This is a genomic window from Streptomyces sp. RB17, from assembly GCF_009604455.1.
Lineage (GTDB): Bacteria > Actinomycetota > Actinomycetes > Streptomycetales > Streptomycetaceae > Streptomyces.
Window position 1 is genome coordinate 474,971 of the sequence record NZ_WEGL01000007.1, and the last position, 16,768, is coordinate 491,738.

A 16,768-nucleotide genomic window follows, 5' to 3' on the forward strand; every position below is an offset into this window, starting at 1 on the left:
GACTCGCACCGCATCGACTCGCTGACCTGGGGATCAGCCGGCACGGCGGTGTTGTTTGGGACGAGATCGTTTCTCTACGTACATCCGCTCGTCAGCGGACTTCAACACTTCGTCCGCCGTCATGCCGCAGTGCGCCCACCCGATACCGAAGCTCGCGCCCACCCGGACGGCCCGGCCCTCGGCCCTGATCGGCTGGATGATCTCGTTGCGCAGCCGTACGGCGAGGTCCTGGGCGTCGGCCCGGCCCAGGCCGTCGGCGAGAATCACGAACTCGTCGCCGCCGAGGCGGGCCACCGTGTCGCCGTCGCGGACCCCGCGCGACAACCTGCGCGCCACCTCGATGAGCACCGCGTCGCCCGCGTTGTGCCCGAAGCGGTCGTTGATCGACTTGAAGCCGTCGAGGTCGCAGAAGAGCACCGCGAGGCCCTTGGTGCCGTCGTCGCGGCCGTCCTCGGGGGCGACGGTGTGGACGTGGTGGTCGAAGGCGTCGTACGCCTCCGTCCCCGGCCGGTAGTCGAAGCCGTGGGCCGCGGGGGCGTCGAAGGCGGGGTGGCTGTAGGCCGCGTCCAGGGACTCCAGCTCACCGGCGTGGGCCGGGCGCCGGCACAACCGGGCCGCGAGGCGTGCGCGCAGTTCGGCGGAGTTCGGCAGGCCGGTGAGCGAGTCGTGGGAGGCGCGGTGGGCGAGCTGCAGCTCGCGCCGCTTGCGTTCCTCTATGTCCTCGACGTGAGTGAGGAGGAAGCGGGGGCCGTCGGCGGCGTCCGCGACGACACTGTTGCGCAGGCTCACCCAGACGTAGGAGCCATCGCGGCGGCCCAGGCGGAGTTCCGCGCGGCCGCCCTCCGCCGAGGTCCGCAGCAGCGTGCCGATGTCCTCGGGGTGGACCAGGTCGGAGAAGGAGTAGCGGCGCATCGCGGAGGCCGGGCGGCCCAGCAGGCGGCACAGGGCGTCGTTGGTGCGCAGGATGCGGCCGTGCTGGTCGCCGCCCATCTCGGCGATGGCCATGCCGGACGGGGCGTACTCGAACGCCTGCCTGAAGCTTTCCTCACTCGCCCGCAGCGCCTGCTGCTCGCGCTCCAGGCGGACCAGGGCGCGCTGCATGTTGGCACGTAGACGCGCGTTGCTGATCGCGATGGCGGCCTGGAAGGCGTACATCTGCAGGGCCTCGCGGCCCCAGGCGCCGGGGTGGCGGCCGTTGCGCGGCCGGTCGACGGAGACGACCCCGAGCAGCTCGCCGCAGGAACCGCCCTGCACGCCCGGTGTGTACATGGGGGCGAAGAGGCGGTCGGAGGGGTGCCACTCGTCCTCGAAGCGGGGTGCGGGCCCGTCCGTGAACCACTGGGGTACGTCGTCGTCGTCCAGCACCCAGCCCTCGGTGTGCGGTATGAAGACCAGGTCGCCCCAGCGCTCGCCCATGTTCAGCCGCCGGTCCCAGGACTCGCGGGAGCCGACCCGGCCGGTGATCAGGGCCTCGGCGGCGGAGTTCCCGGAGAACGCGGCGACGACGAGATCGCCGTCCGGACGTACGAGGTTCACGCACGCCATCTCGTACCCGAGGGCTTGTACGACGCCGTCGGCGACCGTCTGCAGCGTGTCGGCCAGGCTGCGTGCCGTGTTCATGTCGGCCATGACCTGGTGCAGCTGCCGCAGGGACGCAAGGCGGACATACGGCTCCGACTCGGTCTCCATGCTCGCCCTCCCCCCGAGACCTCGCAGCGAATCAAGGGTTGTGTTCGGCGCTTCTTAAGGGTGCCTCTTACGGTGCGTTCCAGCTTCCCCGCCACTGAATCACAGCGCGCTGCTCACTCGGTACACAGGGTCAACAATTCCTGGCCCTTGTGACTCAAGTCACAGCCAAACATGAACAATTGAGTGGGGTTTCTGTGTTTCCGCGTGCGTTTACTGAACGCAAGCTTTTGGGGTCTGTTCACACGACGTACACAGCGGTCCTCCGTTGGTCCTAGGACCCGGCTCGGGCCAGGGCCCGATGCGGCCCGTGCAGGGCGGAGACTAGCGTTTCGGGCGTGCTGAAGACTGCCTCACCCACCGCCGCCGCTTCCGGGCATGCTGAGGGGGTGAGCAACGACGAGTTCCGGGCCGCCATGTCCCGGCTGGCCGCCGGAGTGGTCCTGGTGACCGCGCAGGAGCCGCCGCTGGACCCGGACGACCTGGACGCGCCGGGCATGGAGGACGTCGGCATGACCGCCACCGCCTTCATGTCCGTCTCCCTCGACCCGCCGCTGGTCCTGGTGAGCCTGCGTACGGGCTCCCGCATGGACGACCTGCTCGACGAACAGCCCCTGTGGGCGGTGTCGGTCCTCACCGAGAGCCAGCGGCACGTCGCGGGTCGCTTCGCCATGAAGGGCCGCATCAGCGACCGTCTGCTCTTCGAGGACATCCCCTACGTCCGCGGCGAGGCCACCGGCGCCCCGTTGGTGGGCGGCGCGCTGGCCACCCTCGAGTGCCGCACCGAACAGCGGGTGACGGCCGGCGACCACACCCTCGTCATCGGCCGCGTCCTGACCGCGCAGGTACCGAGCGCGGCGGGCGGGCCGCTGCTGTACTTCCGGGGCCGGTACCGGCAGTTGGGCTGAGCGCCGATAATGCGTGGCTCGGAGGGGATCTGCCTTCCTACGCTGCGCGGATGACCCCTCGTCTGGAAGAACTCACCCCCGCGAACTTCGACGCCGCGATCGGCCTGCGCATCCGCCCCGACCAGGAACACGCGGTCGAGCCGGTCGTGCAGTCCCTGGCCGAGGCGTACGTCCACCCCGCCGGCGTGGCCTGGCCCCGGCTGATCGTGGACGGTGACCGGCCGGTCGGGTTCCTGATGGCCTTCCTCGACATCGACTGGCGCGGCGACGGCAGCGTGCGCCGTTCGGGCCTGTGGCGCCTCAACATCGCCGCCGAGGAACAGGGCCGCGGGTACGGCAGGTTCGCCGTCGGCTCCGTCGCCGACCTGATCCGCCGCCGGGGCGGCAGGGAACTGTACGTCACCTGGCACCCCGGCCCGGACGGCCCCGAGGAGTTCTATCTGCGGCTGGGCTTCCTCAAGAACGGGGAGACCAGCGGGGGGCAGACGGTGGGGGTGCTGGCGCTGTAGTCGTCCTTCGCAGGCGCGGGCGGCTGCGCTACACCGGCTCGATCGTCAGCTCCGACAGGTCGTCCGGATGCGTCAGGATGTCGATGGCCGTGATGCGGTCGGCGACGAAGGTGAACGTCAGGACACGCTCGACGCGGCCCTCGGCGTACACGACCAGGCCCGTCGCGCCGTCGACCAGCGCGGGACGCGCCACGCGGGCCAGATGGGCGAAGCTCTTCGCGCCGGAGGCGACCCCCACCGCACCGGCGGTCACGCCCGCCTCGCCGCGCGCCACCACCTCCGGGTCGAGCACCTCCAGCAGGCCGTCGAAGTCCCCCTCCCGCGCGGCCGCCAGGAACGCGTCGACCACCTCCCGCTGCCGCAGCAGGTCGGCCTCCGGCGCCTCCGCGCCCCGCACCCGGCGCCGGGCCCGGCTGGCCAGTTGCCGCGCGGCGGCCGGGCTGCGCCCGAGGATGCCGCCGACCTCCTCGAACGGCACCCCGAACAGATCGTGCAGCACGAACGCCAGCCGCTCGGCCGGCGAGAGCGTGTCGAGGACGACCAGGAGCGCCAGCCCGACCGAGTCCGCGAGCACGGCGTCCTGCGCGGGGTCCGGCTCGGCGGAGGCCCCGGGATGCCAGGTGTCCAGGGGCTCCTCGCCGCGCGAGCGGCGGGAGCGGAGCATGTCGAGGCAGACCCGGCCGACGACGGTCGTCAGCCAGCCCCCGAGGTTGTCCACCCCATGCGTGTCGGCCCGGCTCAGCCGGAACCACGACTCCTGCACCGCGTCCTCGGCCTCCGCGGCCGAGCCCAGCATCCGGTAGGCGACGGCCCGCAGATGCCCCCGGTACGCCTCGAATCGCTCGGCGAGAAACGCGTCGTCGCGGTGCTGCTGCTCGTTGTCACTCATCGGGGTGCCCGGCCTCTCCGTCGCGCTGGTGGTCCGCTGCCTCACTGACGAACGGCAGGCCCCGGATGTGACGGCGCACCCGCGCGCGGCGACCGTACGGGTGACGGGCGCCGCCCGGCCTCGCCGCGCCCCCTGCCCGCCGGGTTCACGCGCCGGCCCACCGGACTCACGCCCAGTCCCGGCCCGAGCGGCCCCGCTTCCTCTCCGAGCGCTGCTTCTTCTCCCGCAGCCGGCGTTCGTTGATGCCGCGCGGGATCCGGGTCGGTCTGCGCGGCTTGGGCGGGGGCGCGCTGGCCTCCGCGAGGAGGGCGGCGAGGCGTACGGCGGCGGCCTCGCGGTTGCGCCACTGGGAGCGGTGCTCGGACGCCCGTACGGTCACCACGCCGTCGACGAGCCGGCCCGCGAGCCGCTCCAGCGCCCGCTCCTTCCAGACCGCCGGCAGCGCCTCGGTGCGGGCGAGGTCGAAGCGCAGCTCCACCTGCGAGTCCGTTGTGTTGACGTGCTGGCCGCCGGGCCCGGACGACCTGGAGAAACGCCACATCAACTCGGCCTCGGGAAGCGAGACGGAGCCACGAACGACGTAGGGACCGGACATGCGTTCCATGTTCCCGGTCGCGCCGGGCCCACGTCACCTGGATTTCCGACTTGGTAAAAAAGGTAAAGGGGTCCGGAACCGACAGGACCCCTCTGGACGTTCTCCCCGGTGACGGTAGCTTCAACGGCACTGCACCACACATATCCAACGGAAGGGACTCCCAACATGGCTGTAAGCCTGTCCAAGGGTGGCAACGTCTCGCTCACCAAGGAGGCTCCGGGCCTGACCGCCGTCACCGTGGGCCTCGGCTGGGACGTCCGCACCACCACCGGCACGGACTTCGACCTGGACGCCTCCGCCATCGCGGTCAACGGCCAGGGCAAGGTCTACTCGGACGCGCACTTCGTCTTCTTCAACAACAAGCAGACCCCGGACAACACCATCGTCCACACCGGTGACAACCGCACCGGCGAGGGCGCCGGCGACGACGAGGCGATCAACGTCAACCTGGCCGCGCTCCCGGCCGACATCGACAAGGTCGTCTTCCCGGTCTCCATCTACGACGCCGAGAACCGCGGCCAGAACTTCGGCCAGGTCCGTAACGCGTACATCCGCATCGTCAACCAGGCCGGCGGCGCCGAGATCGCCCGCTACGACCTCTCCGAGGACGCCGCCACCGAGACGGCCATGGTCTTCGGCGAGCTGTACCGCAACGGCGCTGAGTGGAAGTTCCGCGCGGTGGGCCAGGGTTACGCCTCGGGCCTGGTCGGCATCGCCCAGGACTTCGGTGTGAATGTCTGACACCCGGTCACAGCGAGCGGAGGCCCCGGGCGCGGACGCGGCTCAGGGCTTCCGCCGCCGGGAAAATCCCGTGGAGGGCGACCGGCCCGCGGGATAGCGTGCCCCCGTGATCCTCGAGCCCCTCTGCCCCGGCCAGGACATCCCGGCCGCGCTGCTGACCGAACTCACCGCGCTCTACGCGTCCAACCGCGAGTTCCACCGGCTCAGCGGCGACTTCCCGGACCCGGACGACGTGCGTCCCGAGCAGGTCGCGGCCACCCTGGCGGAGGACCTGGCCGTGCCGGGCGCCGAGGTGCTGCTCGCCCGCACGGAGGAGGGACAGCTCGTCGGACTCGCGGGCACGCTCGCCCACCATCCCCAACCCGTCGACCCGGACCCGTGGATCGGGCTGCTGATGGTGGACGCGGCCGTGCACGGCAAGGGGTACGGCCGCACCCTCGCCCACCTCGTCGAGGACCGCTTCCGCGCCCAGGGCCGCCGCAGCGCCGTACGGCTCGCGGTACTGGAGAACAACCCGAAGGCCCTGGCCTTCTGGACCACCCTCGGCTACGAGGTGATCGACCACCGCCCCGACCGCGCCCTCGGCCGCCCCTGCGCGGTGCTGCGCAAGGTGCTGGGCGAGGCGTCCCGCACACCGAGGAAGGCGGCCCGGATCGCCGTGGTGGACCCGGACGGCGCGGTGCTTCTCTTCCGGTACGACAACGTCGAGGTCGGCGTCCACTGGGCGCTGCCCGGCGGCGGCCTGGAGCCCGGCGAGTCCCCGGGCGAGGGCGCCCTGCGGGAGCTGGCCGAGGAGACCGGCTGGACCGACCTCGAGCCGGGCCCGCTGCTGTGCACCTGGGAACACGACTTCACGCACACGGGCACCCGGGTCCGCCAGCACGAGCACGTCTACGCCGCCCGTGGCCCGCGCCGCGACCCGGCCGGCCCCCACCTCGCCGCCGCGCACACCGCGGACGGCATCCTCACCTGGCGCTGGTGGACGCGACGGGAACTGTCCGAGGCACCCGAGCCGGTGTGGCCGCCGGGGCTCGCGGGGCTGCTGGACGCGTGGGACAGCTCCGGGGTGCCGTAACCCGTCACGGGTGGACCGGCTTCCCCGTCAGGGGTGGGCCGGTTTGCCGTCGCCGTACAGCCAGTCCTTCCAGATCTCGGTGAAGTCCTGGTGCGGGGCCTTCTTGTCCACGTACGCGGTGAAGTCGGCGGTGCTCGCGCTGCCGTGGCGGTGGGCGGCGGCCCAGCCCTGGACGATGTCGTAGAACGTGTCGTCGCCGACCTTCTGCCGGATCTTCTGCAGGACCATCGCGCCACGCTCGTAGACGGGGCTGTCGGAGATGTGGGCGGCGCTCGACGGCTTCGCGGGCGGGTAGGCCCAGATGGCCTCGTCGTCGCCGTGGTACAGGTCCATGAAGTGCTTCTGCACGCTCTCGCCGCCGTGGTCCTCCCGCCACAGCCACTCCGCATACGTCGCGAAGCCCTCGTTGAGCCACATGTCCTGCCAGGACTTCGGGGTGACCGAGTCGCCGTACCACTGGTGGGCGAGTTCGTGCACGAGGGTGCCGGTGTCCGGGGCGCCGGGGAAGACGGGCCGGTTCTGGGTCTCCAGGGCGTAGCCGGCGTCGTCGGGGCGGTCGACGATGGCGCCGGTGGAGGAGAAGGGGTACGGCCCGAAGTTGATCTCCTCCCACTTGATGATGTCGGGAAGCTGCGCCAGTACCTTCTCGCTCGCCTTCGCCTGCGTGGGGTCGACAGCGGTGAGGACCGGCAGTCCGTGCGGGCCGGTGGTGCGGGTGAGGTCGAAGTGGCCGACGGCGACCGTGGCGAGGTAGCTCGCCATGGGCTGCGCGGTGTGCCAGTGCCAGGTCGTACGGCCGCCTTTGGTGGACCGGTCCGCCAACTCGCCGTTGGAGACGGCCTGGAGGCCCTCGGGGACGGTGACGGTGATGTCGTAGGAGGCCTTGTCGGAGGGGTGGTCGTTGCCGGGGAACCAGGCCATGGAGCCGACCGGTTCGCCGAGGCCGAGGGCGCCGTCGGCGGTCGGCAGCCAGCCCTCCTTCGAGCCGTCGGGGTCGGTGAGGGTCTGCGGGGCGCCCGAGTAGCGGACGGTGGTGCGGAAGGTCTCGCCGTTGCTCAGGTCGTCGTGCGGGCGGACGGTGAGTTCCTGGCCGGCCCGGTTGAAGCGGGCCTTCCTGCCCTCGACGGTGACCGAGTCGACGTGCAGCCCGGCGAGGTCGAGGTCGAAGGCGGACAGGTCCTGGGTGGCGCGGGCGGTGATGACCGCCGTGCCGGTGAGACGGCGGGCGGCGGGGGTGTAGTCGAGGGTGAGGTCGTAGTGCCCGACGTCATAGCCGCCGTTGCCGGCCTTCGGGAAGTACGGGTCGCGTACGCCGGAGCCGCCCGGGGTGCCGTGCACACCGCCGTCGCACGCGGTGGCGGTCAGGGCGAGGGTGAGCAGGGCCGCGACGGCCGGCACCAGGCGTACGGATCTGGACATGTCAGTGATCTTAGGTGCCGGGGTCCGAGGGGCCCGTGTGTCGTCAGGCTCCTGCCGAGGCGTGACACCATCTCTGACGTGCTCGACATCGGCTACGCCCTCTCCAACCGGTTCCCGGACCCTCCGCAGACCGACTACCGCCGCGCGGACGTCCGTGCGCTGCGGCACGACCTGTTCTGCGGTGACGTGTATCTCGCGGACACGAAGACGGACCGGGAGCTGTCCACAGCCTGGGGATGGGTGCCGGTGCTGGACTTCGCGTGGGCGCTGTGCGACATCGTGGAGCGACTGGACCGAGACCCGATGGGCTCCCGCGCCGCCCGGCCGCAGCGGGCGGAGCTGGACTTCACCGAGTCCACCGACCGGATGCTGTTCGAGCGCCGCTTCGGCTGGGTGGACGTCACCGCCGACTGGGTGCCGGCCGAGGAGTCCCCGCTGTCCTTCTCCCATGCCGAACTGCGCCGCGAGGCCCGTGACTTCCTGCACGACCTGATCGCCGACCTGACCGATCTCCATGAGGACCTGGCGGAGAACCCGGCGATCTGGACGCTCCAGGCCCGCTTTCCACGCGTGCCGTAGAGCCCGCGGGAGGGCCTACTCCACGCGGATCCCCAGTTCTGCCGCCAACGCCGGTGCCAGATCCAGCAGTTGCCCCGTGCTGATCACCGCCCCCGACAGCCGGTCCAGCCCGCGCACGAGCTCCAGCGGAGCGGCCCCGCGCAAGTCCACGTCCGTCAGTGTCGCGCTGCCGAAGTCGGCCTCTCTCAGCGCGCAGTCGACGAACTCCACCCGCTCCAGGGTCGCGCCCGCGAAGTCCGGCTCGACCAGGACGCAGGACTCGAAGACGACGTCCTTCAGGCGGGCCTCCCGCATGTTGAGGTAGTCGATCTTGCCGCCGCGGACCACGACCCGTTCCAGGACGGCGCCGTGCAGCTGTGTGCCGCCCAGCCGGGCGTCGATCAGCTCGACGTCCCGGAACGTGGACTCGGCGAGATGCGTGCCCACCCCGCGCAGCCCCGTCAGGACCGAGTCCAGCACTCTGGCCCGGCCCAGCGCGGCATCGTCCACCACGCAGCCGGTCAGCGCGCAGTCCATGAACCGGGCGCCCACGCCGTCCTGCCCGGTCAGGTCGGCGTCCCGGAATTCCAGCCCGTCGTAATCCCCGTCCGGCTCCAACTCCGCCTCGGCCCACGGCCGAAGGGGCGGCAGCCGCAGCTCCGGCCGTCGCGCGCCCTTCACCCCTGCCCGGCCCACCGCACGGCCGCCCGTCGCTCTCCTCGCCATGCCCCCATGCTGCACCCCACCACTGACAATCCCCCCTGACCTGCGCAAACCCCGGCGATGTCACATTCCGGCCCCGCCGAACAGTCCTATACACGGACCGACAGCCGTACGCCCGTCACCGACCGACAGCCATACACACGGCCAGGTGTACCGATCCGAGGGAGGGCCCACCCCATGCACCGCCCCCTGCACCGCATCACCGTCGTCGGCGGTGGCTTCGCCGGACTCACCGCCGCGATCACCGCCGCCGAGGCCGGCGCCGAGGTCACCGTGTACGAGTCCCATCACACCCTCGGCGGCCGGGCCCGCACCGCCGAGGGGCCGTACCGCACCAACGAGGGCCCGCACGCCCTCTACAACGGCGGCCCGCACTGGACCTGGCTCAGGCAGCGGGACCTGATCGGACCGCTCGCCCCGATCCCGGCCCTGCAGGCCGCCCGGCTGCGGCTGCGGCACCACGGCACGCTGCGCCGCACCCCGCCCTTCGGGATGCTGAAGCTGCTGCGTCCCGGCGTCCGGCAGGCGCCCGTCGACACCGACTTCCTGAGCTGGGCCACCGGAGTGGCCGGCGAGGAGGGCGCCCGCGCCGCCGCCCACTACGCGGCCGTCGCCCTCTTCCACCACGACCCCGGCGCCCTGTCCGCCGCGTTCGTGCAGGAACGACTGCGCCGGGCCACCAAACTGCCGCCGGAGGCGCACTACCCGGTCGGCGGCTGGGCCCGCCTGATCGACCGGATGGCCGCGCGGGCCTGGAAGCTGGGCGTGCGGGTCGAGACGCTGTCCCGCGTCGGCGAACTGCCCACCGACACCCCCGTGGTCGTCGCCACCTCCCTGCCCGCCGCCCGGCGGCTGCTCCGCGACGACTCGCTCACCTGGCCCAGCGGCCGTACCGTCCTGCTCGACCTCGCCGTCCGCACCCGGCGCGGCGACCCCTTCGTCCTCTCCGACCTCGACGCGACCGGCCGGCTGGAGCGGTGCACCGCACCGGACCCGTCCCTCGCCCCGGCCGGGGAACAGCTGATCCAGGGGCAGTTCCCGCTCGGGCCGGACGAGTCCCGCGCCGACGGCCTCGCCCGCGCCGAGGAACTCCTCGACCTGGGCTTCCCGGGCTGGCGGGAGCGGCTGACCTGGCGGCGGGAAGCCGTGGCGGACGGCCGTACCGGGGCCGTGGACCCGCCGGGGAGCAGCTGGCGGGACCGGCCCGCCGTGGACCGCGGCGACGGGGTCTACCTCGCCGGCGACCAGGTGGCCGCGCCCGGTGTGCTGTCGGAGGTGTCCTTCAACAGCGCGGTCACCGCGGTGTCCCTGATCCTCGGCCGGCCCGTCCTTGACCTCAAGCGGGCTTGAGGTCGGAGCGTGGACCCGAAAAGCCCGATGAGTCAGCCGTCCTCCTGGGGGTCACCCATGCACGCCGTCCGCCTCTACGCCTTCGGTCCCGCCGAGAACCTCACCTACGAGCAGGCCCCGGACCCGGTCCCCGGCCCGGGCCAGGTGCGGATCGCGGTCGCCGCGGCCGGGGTGCACCTGATCGACGCCGCCCTGCGCGCCGGCCACCGGGGCCCGCTGCCCGAGCGGCCCGCCCTGCCGACCGTGCCCGGCCGCGAGGTCGCGGGGGTCGTCGACGCGCTCGGCGACGGCGTCGACGGGCTGTGGCTCGGCAGGCGGGCCGTGGCCCACCTCGGCTTCGCGCCCGGAGGGTACGCCGAACTCGCCGTCACCGACGTCGACCGCGTGCACGAGATCCCGGCGAACCTGGACTTCGCCGCCGCCGTCGCCATGATCGGCACGGGACGTACGGCGCTCGGGATCGTGGGGTTCGCCGAACCGGGACCGGACGACGTGGTCGTCGTACCCGCCGCCGCCGGAGGCATCGGCACCCTGCTCGTGCAGTACGCCAGGAACGCCGGCGCCACCGTGGTCGGACTCGCGGGCGGCGCCGGGAAGACCGCCCGCGTCCGGGCGAACGGCGCCGATCTCGCCGTCGACTACACCGACACCGCCTGGCCCGCCACGGTCCGCGCCCGCCTCGGGACCCGGCAGGCCACGCTCGTCTACGACGGCGTCGGCGGCGAGGCCGCCCGGCAGGCCGTCGCCCTCCTCGGGCCGGGCGGGCGGCACCTGGTCTTCGGCTGGTCGGCGGAAGGCATCGGGCAGGGCACGGGCCACCTCGTCGAAGGCGTCTCCCAGTCCGTGCTCGGCCCCGACATGCTCCGCAGGGCCGGCGGCCTGCGCGCGCTCGAACTGCGCGCGCTCGCCGAGGCCGCCCACGGCCGGCTGCGGCCCGCCGTCACCCGCTTCCCCCTCGCGCGGGCGGCCGCCGCCCACCGCGCACTCGAGAACCGCGACACCATCGGAAAGGTGGTACTGGAACCATGAAACGCCCGCCGAAAACCTTGAAGAAGGCCACGAACAGCCCCACCGCACACACGGATGCAATACGCCCCGATTCGTGGTCTTCTGGCCAGATGAGTATCGGCCGAACGGGTGCGGCAGGAACCCCCCGAGTGGCCCCCGAGGGGACCGATCCACACCGCTGGTGGGCCCTCGTCGTCATCGCCCTCGCCCAGCTGATGGTCGTCCTGGACGCGACGATCGTGAACATCGCCCTCCCCTCCGCCCAGCACGCCCTGCACATGTCCGACGGCAACCGGCAGTGGGTCATCACCGCCTACACCCTCGCCTTCGGCGGCCTCCTCCTGCTCGGCGGCCGCATCGCCGACCTCGTCGGACGCAAACGCACCTTCGTCTTCGGGCTCATCGGCTTCGCCGTCGCCTCCGCGATCGGCGGCGCCGCCACCAGCTCCGGCATGCTCTTCGGCGCCCGCGCCCTCCAGGGCGCCTTCGCCGCCGTCCTCGCCCCCTCCGCGCTCTCCCTGCTCACCACGACCTTCACCGACCCCCGCGAACGCGGCAAGGCCTTCGGCGTCTACGGCGCCCTCGCCGGCAGCGGCTCGGCGATCGGGTTCATCGTCGGCGGCCTGCTCACCGAATACCTCAACTGGCGCTGGTGCCTGTACGTCAACGTGCCCATCGCCGTCATCGCCGTGTTCGGCGCCTTCGCCCTCCTGCACGACCGCCCCGGCCACCGCGAGGCCGGCCTCGACGTACCCGGCGCACTGCTCGGCTGCGGCGGCCTCGTCGCCATCGTCTACGGCTTCAGCGAGGCCGAACCACGCGGCTGGACCGACCCGCTGGTCCTCGCCCTCTTCGCGGCCGGAATCGCCCTGCTCACCGCGTTCGTCTGGTGGCAGAACCGCGCCCCGAACCCGCTGCTCCCCCTGCACATCATCAAGAACCGCAACCGCGCCGGCTGCTTCCTGACCATGATGCTCGCGACGATCGGCATGTTCGGCCTGTTCCTGTTCATGACCTACTACCTGCAGATCATCCTCGGCTACTCGCCGGTCAGGACAGGCCTCGCCTATCTCCCCCTCACCGCCGCCATCATCACCGGCTCCACCCAGATCTCCGCCCGGCTGCTGCACCGCGTCGCCCCGCGCATGCTCATGGCCCCCGGCATGCTCCTCGCCGCGGGCGGCATGACACTCCTCACCCGCATGACGGTCCACTCCTCCTACACCACCGAGATTCTGCCCGCCCTCATCCTCATGGGCCTCGGCATGGGCCTGACCTTCATGCCCGTGTTCGCCACCGCGACCTCCGGCATCGCCCCCCGCGACTCGGGCGTCACCTCGGCAACCGTCAACACCTCCCAGCAGGTCGGCGGCTCCATCGGTACGGCACTGCTCAACACCATCGCCACCACCAGCAGCACCGCGTACATCACCGCCCACCTGCGCACCGGCGCACCCAAGGCCCTCGTGATCCCCGCCGGCGTCGTCCACGGCTACACGATCGCCATCTGGTGGGCGGCCGGCGTGATGCTCCTGGCAGGACTGACCGCCGCCCTGATGGTCACGGCCAAGGCCCCGAAACACGGAGCGCCGGCCGACGCCCCGGTACCCGAATCAGTGAACTGACCCCAGCGGACAAGCCCGCCCGGCCGACTCACCACCACCCGGGCCGGAACCCGACCCCAGCGCCGCCAGCGCATCGTCCGTCAGCCGGTACACCGTCCACTCGTCCTGCGGACGCGCCCCCAACGCCTCGTAGAAGCCGATCGCCGGGCGGTTCCAGTCCAGCACCGACCACTCCAGCCGCCCGTACCCGCGCTCCACACAGATCCGCGCCAACTCCGTCAGCAGCGCCCGGCCGTGCCCGCCGCCACGGGCACCCGGCCGCACGTACAGATCCTCCAGGTAGATCCCGTGCACCCCACGCCAGGTCGAGAAGTTCAAGAACCACAGCGCGAACCCCACGGCCTCCCCGGTGGCGTCGTCCACAGCCATGTGCGCGAACGCCGCCGGCCGCTCCCCGAACAACGCCTCCCCCAGCTGCTCCTGCGTCGCCCTCGCCTCGTGCGAAGCCTTCTCGTACTCGGCCAGCTCACGGATCAGGCCATGGATGACGGGAATGTCGTCAGGGATCGCGGTACGAATCATGCGGCGAGGCTAACCCGGCGTCCCCCCGCCGCTCAGTGCCGCCCCGCGACCCGGTCCGCCACCCTCGCCAGCCGCGAGGACTCCGTCCCCGGCCGCAGACGTTCCCGCTGGTCGGCGGTGCGGTAGGTGGCATACATGCCGTGGACACCGAGCCAGCGGAAGGGTTCGGGCTCCCACCTGCGGACCTTGTGGTTCACCCAGGGCAGATCCGTCAGCTCGGTCCGGCCGCCCTGGCCGGAATCCCGCTGGACCAGATCGCGCAGCGTACGGGCGGCCAGGTTGGTGGTGGCGACACCGGACCCGACGTAGCCGCCGGCCCAGCCGAGGCCCGTCGAACGGTCCAGCGTCACCGTCGCACACCAGTCGCGGGGTACGCCGAGGACGCCGGACCAGGCGTGCGTCACGCGCACTCCGGCGAGGGCCGGGAAGAAGCGGGTCAGGATCTCCCGGAGGGCTTCGACGGTCGCCTCCTGCGTGCGGCCGTCGTTGTCCGTCCTGGATCCGAAGCGGTAGGGGATCCCGCGTCCGCCGAGCGCGATACGGCCGTCGGCGGTGCGCTGGGCGTACATGTAGGCGTGGGCCATGTCGCCCAGAGTTTCCCGGCCGTCCCAGCCGATGGACGCCCACTGGTCCTCCGTCAACGGCTCGGTGGCGATCATGGAGGAGTTCATCGGGAGCCAGGTGCGCCGCTGGCCCTTCAGGGACGCGGTGAAGCCCTCCGTGCAACGCAGGACGTACGGGGCGCGGACCGTGCCGTACGGAGTCACGGCGTGCTGGGGACGAATCTCGGTCACCGGGGTCGACTCATGGATCGTGACACCCAGCGCCTCCACCGCCGCCGCGAGACCCTTCACCAGCTTCGCCGGGTGCAGCCGCGCGCCGTGCGGGGTCCAGGTCGAACCGACCGCGTCGGCGACACGAATACGCTCGGCGGTCTGCCGGGCACCGTAGAGCTCCCGGTCCTTCTCGCCGTACGACAGCTCGTGCTCGTGGAAGGCCTTGAGGCGCGCCAGTTGAGCGGGAGTGGTGGCCACCTCCAGAACGCCGCCCCGGTGGATGTCGGCGTCGATACCCTCCGCCTCCGCCGCCGCGATCACCTCGGCGACCGTGTCGTTCATCGCCCTCTGCAGACGCACGGCCGCTTCACGACCATGCAGCCTCGCATACCGGTCACGGCCGGCGACGCCGTTGTAGAGCCAGCCACCGTTACGGCCGGAGGCGCCATAGCCACAGAACTTCTGCTCCAGGACGGTGATACGGAGGAAGGGCGCGGCCTTCTTCAAGTAGTACGCGGTCCACAGACCGGTGTAACCGCCACCGACGATCGCGACGTCCGCCGTCGCGTCCCCCGGCAGCGGCTCACGTACCGCAGGCAGACCGTCATCCGCGTACCAGAAGGAGACCCCACCATTGACGACACTGCTCGCCGTGCTGCTCATGGCCCGGACGTTAACCCCTCGGAGCGGCCAGTGTCTCCTTCGGATTCCATGCTTTTCCACGGCCTCTGGTCAGCGGGTAACAGGCCAGTCCGATCAGTACCGAGACGAAGTGGCCGAGTTCGGTGAACGTACGTCCCGAGGCCAGGGGCAGACTGAAGACGACCAGGATGACCAGGAGATACGCGTAACGCCAGGGTGGCGCGATGCGGTAGGTCAGCACGCCGATGACCCCTGCCAGGGCGTAACTGACCCCGGTGTCCAGGGTGTTGACGGCCGAGTGCGGGGCCATGCCGTCCCGGATCGCCTTGAGCAGGGCACCTTCGCTGATGAGGGTGGCCAGGACGTGCGACAGGGCACACACCGCGAGCCAGCGGGCCGTGCCGAGCCAGCGTTCGACGGGCGCCTGGAAAACGGTGTACAGCACGACGTAGGGGAGCCAGCGACCACTGTCGATCCACATCGCACTGGCCACCAGGACCCGCACCGGGTTGCGCGACAGCTCATGGATGTTCGTCGACCGCTGCCGCAGGAAGTGCTGCTCAAACTCCGGCGACATCTGGTGCAGCGCGACGGTCGTGACGAACAGGACCAACAGCCACACATACGTGCCGGGAGCGCTGCGGACATACGCCCACACACCGCCGAGGCCCCGGTTGATTCGCATGAGCCGATTCACGCACGCCAGTATCGTCCGGTCCGTGATTGACATCCCCGGTGATCTCGCGCAGGCCCAGGAGACCTACAACGGTGCGGCGGGGCGGGCGTTCATCGCGGGCCTGCCGGAACTCACGGCGACCTTCCTGCACCGGTGGCAGCTGCGGCTCGACGGGCCTTCCATGAACGGTGTCAGTGCACTGGTCCTGCCGGTGGTCCGGGCCGACGACAGCCGTGCCGTGCTCAAGCTGCAGCTGCCGGACGAGGAGACCGAGGGCGAGCCCGTCGCACTGCGGACATGGGACGGCGACGGAGCCGTACGACTCCTGGACCACGACCCGACGACGGGCACCATGCTCCTGGAGCGGCTGGACGAGTCCCGGATGCTGTCCGCCGCCGACGACACGCGTGAGGCCGTCGTGGTCATCGCGCGGCTGCTGGCCCGGCTGACGTCCGTCCCGGCGCCGCCGGGGATGCGCCGGCTCGGCGACATCGCCGAGGCCATGCTGGAGCAGACCCCGTGGGCGCTGAAGCACATCCCCGACCTCGGGGCGCGCCGGACGATCGCCGACTGCGCGGCCGCGCTGCGTGAGGTCGTCGCAGAGCCCGGTGACCGGCTGCTGCACTGGGACCTGCACTTCGAGAACGTACTGGCCGCCGGCCGCGCCGAGTGGCTCGCCATCGACCCCAAGCCACTCGCCGGCGACCCGGGCTTCGAACTGTGGCCGGCGCTGGACAACCGCTTCGAGGCGGCCGAGGTACGCCGCCGCTTCGACGCCATGACGGAGGTGCTCGGCCTGGACCGGGAGCGGGCCCGCGCCTGGACCCTGGGCCGACTCCTGCAGAACACCCTGTGGGACGTGAAGGACGGCCGACCGATCGAGGAACGGCAGCTGGAGATCGGGCGGCGCCTGCTCTGAAAATGCCGATGACCTGGGAGAAACCCCAGGTCATCGGCCTATGGAGCCCCCTGTCGGATTCGAACCGACGACCTTCGCTTTACAAGAGCGGCGCTCTGACCAGCTGAGCTAAGGAGGCGTGCACCTGGGTGCTCGTGCAGTGTACCC

At 71.6% G+C, this 16,768-nt stretch carries 17 protein-coding genes and 1 tRNA gene; 9 read left to right on the forward strand and 9 right to left on the reverse strand.

Annotated elements, in window-relative coordinates; all coding sequences use genetic code 11:
* Positions 1-33: 33 nt before the first annotated feature.
* Positions 34-1,689 carry a diguanylate cyclase CdgB gene (gene cdgB / locus SRB17_RS30635; RefSeq protein WP_153543367.1) on the reverse strand — a complete coding sequence of 552 codons (1,656 nt, stop codon included), beginning with the start codon at positions 1,687-1,689 and terminating at the stop codon, positions 34-36.
* 386 nt (positions 1,690-2,075) lie between these two features.
* On the opposite strand from cdgB, the gene SRB17_RS30640 reads away from it, so the two are divergent.
* Positions 2,076-2,594: a flavin reductase family protein gene (locus SRB17_RS30640; RefSeq protein WP_323376510.1), complete on the forward strand. Its 519-nt coding sequence runs from the start codon at positions 2,076-2,078 to the stop codon at positions 2,592-2,594.
* A gap of 50 nt (positions 2,595-2,644) precedes the next feature.
* The gene (locus tag SRB17_RS30645) at positions 2,645-3,103 is read left to right on the forward strand and encodes a GNAT family N-acetyltransferase (RefSeq protein ID WP_153543368.1); all 459 of its coding nucleotides are present in this window, start codon (positions 2,645-2,647) and stop codon (positions 3,101-3,103) included.
* Positions 3,104-3,131: 28 nt separating this feature from the next.
* On the opposite strand, the gene SRB17_RS30650 is transcribed toward SRB17_RS30645, so the two are convergent.
* The gene (locus SRB17_RS30650; protein WP_194294184.1) at positions 3,132-3,992 is read right to left on the reverse strand and encodes a sigma-70 family RNA polymerase sigma factor; all 861 of its coding nucleotides are present in this window, start codon (positions 3,990-3,992) and stop codon (positions 3,132-3,134) included.
* 166 nt (positions 3,993-4,158) lie between these two features.
* Entirely contained in the window at positions 4,159-4,596 is a 438-nt protein-coding gene (gene arfB, locus SRB17_RS30655; protein ID WP_153543369.1) for an alternative ribosome rescue aminoacyl-tRNA hydrolase ArfB, read from the reverse strand.
* 156 nt (positions 4,597-4,752) lie between these two features.
* Here arfB and SRB17_RS30660 point away from each other — a divergent pair, with 156 nt between their 5' ends.
* Together SRB17_RS30660 and SRB17_RS30665 are read left to right on the forward strand one after the other, a co-directional pair.
* The gene (locus SRB17_RS30660; protein ID WP_153543370.1) at positions 4,753-5,328 is read left to right on the forward strand and encodes a TerD family protein; all 576 of its coding nucleotides are present in this window, start codon (positions 4,753-4,755) and stop codon (positions 5,326-5,328) included.
* Positions 5,329-5,434: 106 nt separating this feature from the next.
* Entirely contained in the window at positions 5,435-6,403 is a 969-nt protein-coding gene (locus SRB17_RS30665; protein ID WP_323376473.1) for a bifunctional GNAT family N-acetyltransferase/NUDIX hydrolase, read from the forward strand.
* A gap of 27 nt (positions 6,404-6,430) precedes the next feature.
* Here SRB17_RS30665 and SRB17_RS30670 read toward each other — a convergent pair whose 3' ends face one another.
* A complete protein-coding gene (locus tag SRB17_RS30670) occupies positions 6,431-7,822 on the reverse strand; it encodes a M1 family metallopeptidase (protein ID WP_153543371.1) in 1,392 nt (463 codons plus the stop codon).
* A 78-nt stretch (positions 7,823-7,900) separates the two neighbouring features.
* On the opposite strand from SRB17_RS30670, the gene SRB17_RS30675 reads away from it, so the two are divergent.
* Entirely contained in the window at positions 7,901-8,401 is a 501-nt protein-coding gene (locus SRB17_RS30675) for a hypothetical protein (RefSeq protein ID WP_323376474.1), read from the forward strand.
* 15 nt (positions 8,402-8,416) lie between these two features.
* Here the strand turns inward: SRB17_RS30675 and SRB17_RS30680 are convergent, their stop codons facing one another.
* Positions 8,417-9,106 carry a pentapeptide repeat-containing protein gene (locus tag SRB17_RS30680; protein WP_153543372.1) on the reverse strand — a complete coding sequence of 230 codons (690 nt, stop codon included), beginning with the start codon at positions 9,104-9,106 and terminating at the stop codon, positions 8,417-8,419.
* 186 nt (positions 9,107-9,292) lie between these two features.
* On the opposite strand from SRB17_RS30680, the gene SRB17_RS30685 reads away from it, so the two are divergent.
* The 3 genes from SRB17_RS30685 (at position 9,293) to SRB17_RS30695 (ending at position 13,086) form a co-directional block, all read left to right on the forward strand.
* The gene (locus tag SRB17_RS30685) at positions 9,293-10,453 is read left to right on the forward strand and encodes an NAD(P)-binding protein (protein WP_153543569.1); all 1,161 of its coding nucleotides are present in this window, start codon (positions 9,293-9,295) and stop codon (positions 10,451-10,453) included.
* Positions 10,454-10,510: 57 nt separating this feature from the next.
* Entirely contained in the window at positions 10,511-11,482 is a 972-nt protein-coding gene (locus SRB17_RS30690) for a zinc-binding dehydrogenase (protein ID WP_153543373.1), read from the forward strand.
* An 89-nt stretch (positions 11,483-11,571) separates the two neighbouring features.
* The gene (locus SRB17_RS30695) at positions 11,572-13,086 is read left to right on the forward strand and encodes an MFS transporter (protein ID WP_153543374.1); all 1,515 of its coding nucleotides are present in this window, start codon (positions 11,572-11,574) and stop codon (positions 13,084-13,086) included.
* Here SRB17_RS30695 and SRB17_RS30700 read toward each other — a convergent pair.
* From SRB17_RS30700 to SRB17_RS30710, 3 genes are read right to left on the reverse strand one after another with little or no spacing between them, the layout of a single operon-like run.
* A complete protein-coding gene (locus tag SRB17_RS30700; protein WP_153543375.1) occupies positions 13,075-13,608 on the reverse strand; it encodes a GNAT family N-acetyltransferase in 534 nt (177 codons plus the stop codon). The genes SRB17_RS30695 and SRB17_RS30700 overlap by 12 nt on opposite strands.
* Positions 13,609-13,640: 32 nt before the next feature.
* Positions 13,641-15,047 (reverse strand): NAD(P)/FAD-dependent oxidoreductase, encoded by a 1,407-nt coding sequence (locus SRB17_RS30705; RefSeq protein WP_153543376.1) that lies wholly within the window; start codon positions 15,045-15,047, stop codon positions 13,641-13,643.
* A 10-nt stretch (positions 15,048-15,057) separates the two neighbouring features.
* Complete coding sequence (locus SRB17_RS30710) at positions 15,058-15,711, reverse strand: rhomboid-like protein (RefSeq protein WP_194294185.1); 654 nt, start codon at positions 15,709-15,711, stop codon at positions 15,058-15,060.
* Here SRB17_RS30710 and SRB17_RS30715 point away from each other — a divergent pair.
* Complete coding sequence (locus SRB17_RS30715; RefSeq protein WP_153543377.1) at positions 15,710-16,621, forward strand: aminoglycoside phosphotransferase family protein; 912 nt, start codon at positions 15,710-15,712, stop codon at positions 16,619-16,621. The genes SRB17_RS30710 and SRB17_RS30715 overlap by 2 nt on opposite strands.
* A 41-nt stretch (positions 16,622-16,662) precedes the next feature.
* On the opposite strand, the gene SRB17_RS30720 is transcribed toward SRB17_RS30715, so the two are convergent.
* Positions 16,663-16,739, reverse strand: a tRNA-Thr gene (locus SRB17_RS30720).
* Positions 16,740-16,768 lie beyond the last annotated feature (29 nt).

Bases quoted from the DNA above. Each gene is read 5' to 3' on its own strand.
- SRB17_RS30710 (WP_194294185.1), bottom strand. From the start codon at position 15,711: ATGCGAATCAACCGGGGCCTCGGCGGTGTGTGGGCGTATGTCCGCAGC.
- SRB17_RS30680 (WP_153543372.1), bottom strand. From the start codon at position 9,106: ATGGCGAGGAGAGCGACGGGCGGCCGTGCGGTGGGCCGGGCAGGGGTG.
- SRB17_RS30645 (WP_153543368.1), top strand. From the start codon at position 2,645: ATGACCCCTCGTCTGGAAGAACTCACCCCCGCGAACTTCGACGCCGCG.
- SRB17_RS30650 (WP_194294184.1), bottom strand. From the start codon at position 3,992: ATGAGTGACAACGAGCAGCAGCACCGCGACGACGCGTTTCTCGCCGAG.
- arfB (WP_153543369.1), bottom strand. From the start codon at position 4,596: ATGGAACGCATGTCCGGTCCCTACGTCGTTCGTGGCTCCGTCTCGCTT.
- SRB17_RS30695 (WP_153543374.1), top strand. From the start codon at position 11,572: ATGAGTATCGGCCGAACGGGTGCGGCAGGAACCCCCCGAGTGGCCCCC.
- SRB17_RS30660 (WP_153543370.1), top strand. From the start codon at position 4,753: ATGGCTGTAAGCCTGTCCAAGGGTGGCAACGTCTCGCTCACCAAGGAG.
- SRB17_RS30700 (WP_153543375.1), bottom strand. From the start codon at position 13,608: ATGATTCGTACCGCGATCCCTGACGACATTCCCGTCATCCATGGCCTG.
- SRB17_RS30690 (WP_153543373.1), top strand. From the start codon at position 10,511: ATGCACGCCGTCCGCCTCTACGCCTTCGGTCCCGCCGAGAACCTCACC.
- SRB17_RS30705 (WP_153543376.1), bottom strand. From the start codon at position 15,047: ATGAGCAGCACGGCGAGCAGTGTCGTCAATGGTGGGGTCTCCTTCTGG.
- SRB17_RS30670 (WP_153543371.1), bottom strand. From the start codon at position 7,822: ATGTCCAGATCCGTACGCCTGGTGCCGGCCGTCGCGGCCCTGCTCACC.
- SRB17_RS30715 (WP_153543377.1), top strand. From the start codon at position 15,710: ATGAGCCGATTCACGCACGCCAGTATCGTCCGGTCCGTGATTGACATC.
- cdgB (WP_153543367.1), bottom strand. From the start codon at position 1,689: ATGGAGACCGAGTCGGAGCCGTATGTCCGCCTTGCGTCCCTGCGGCAG.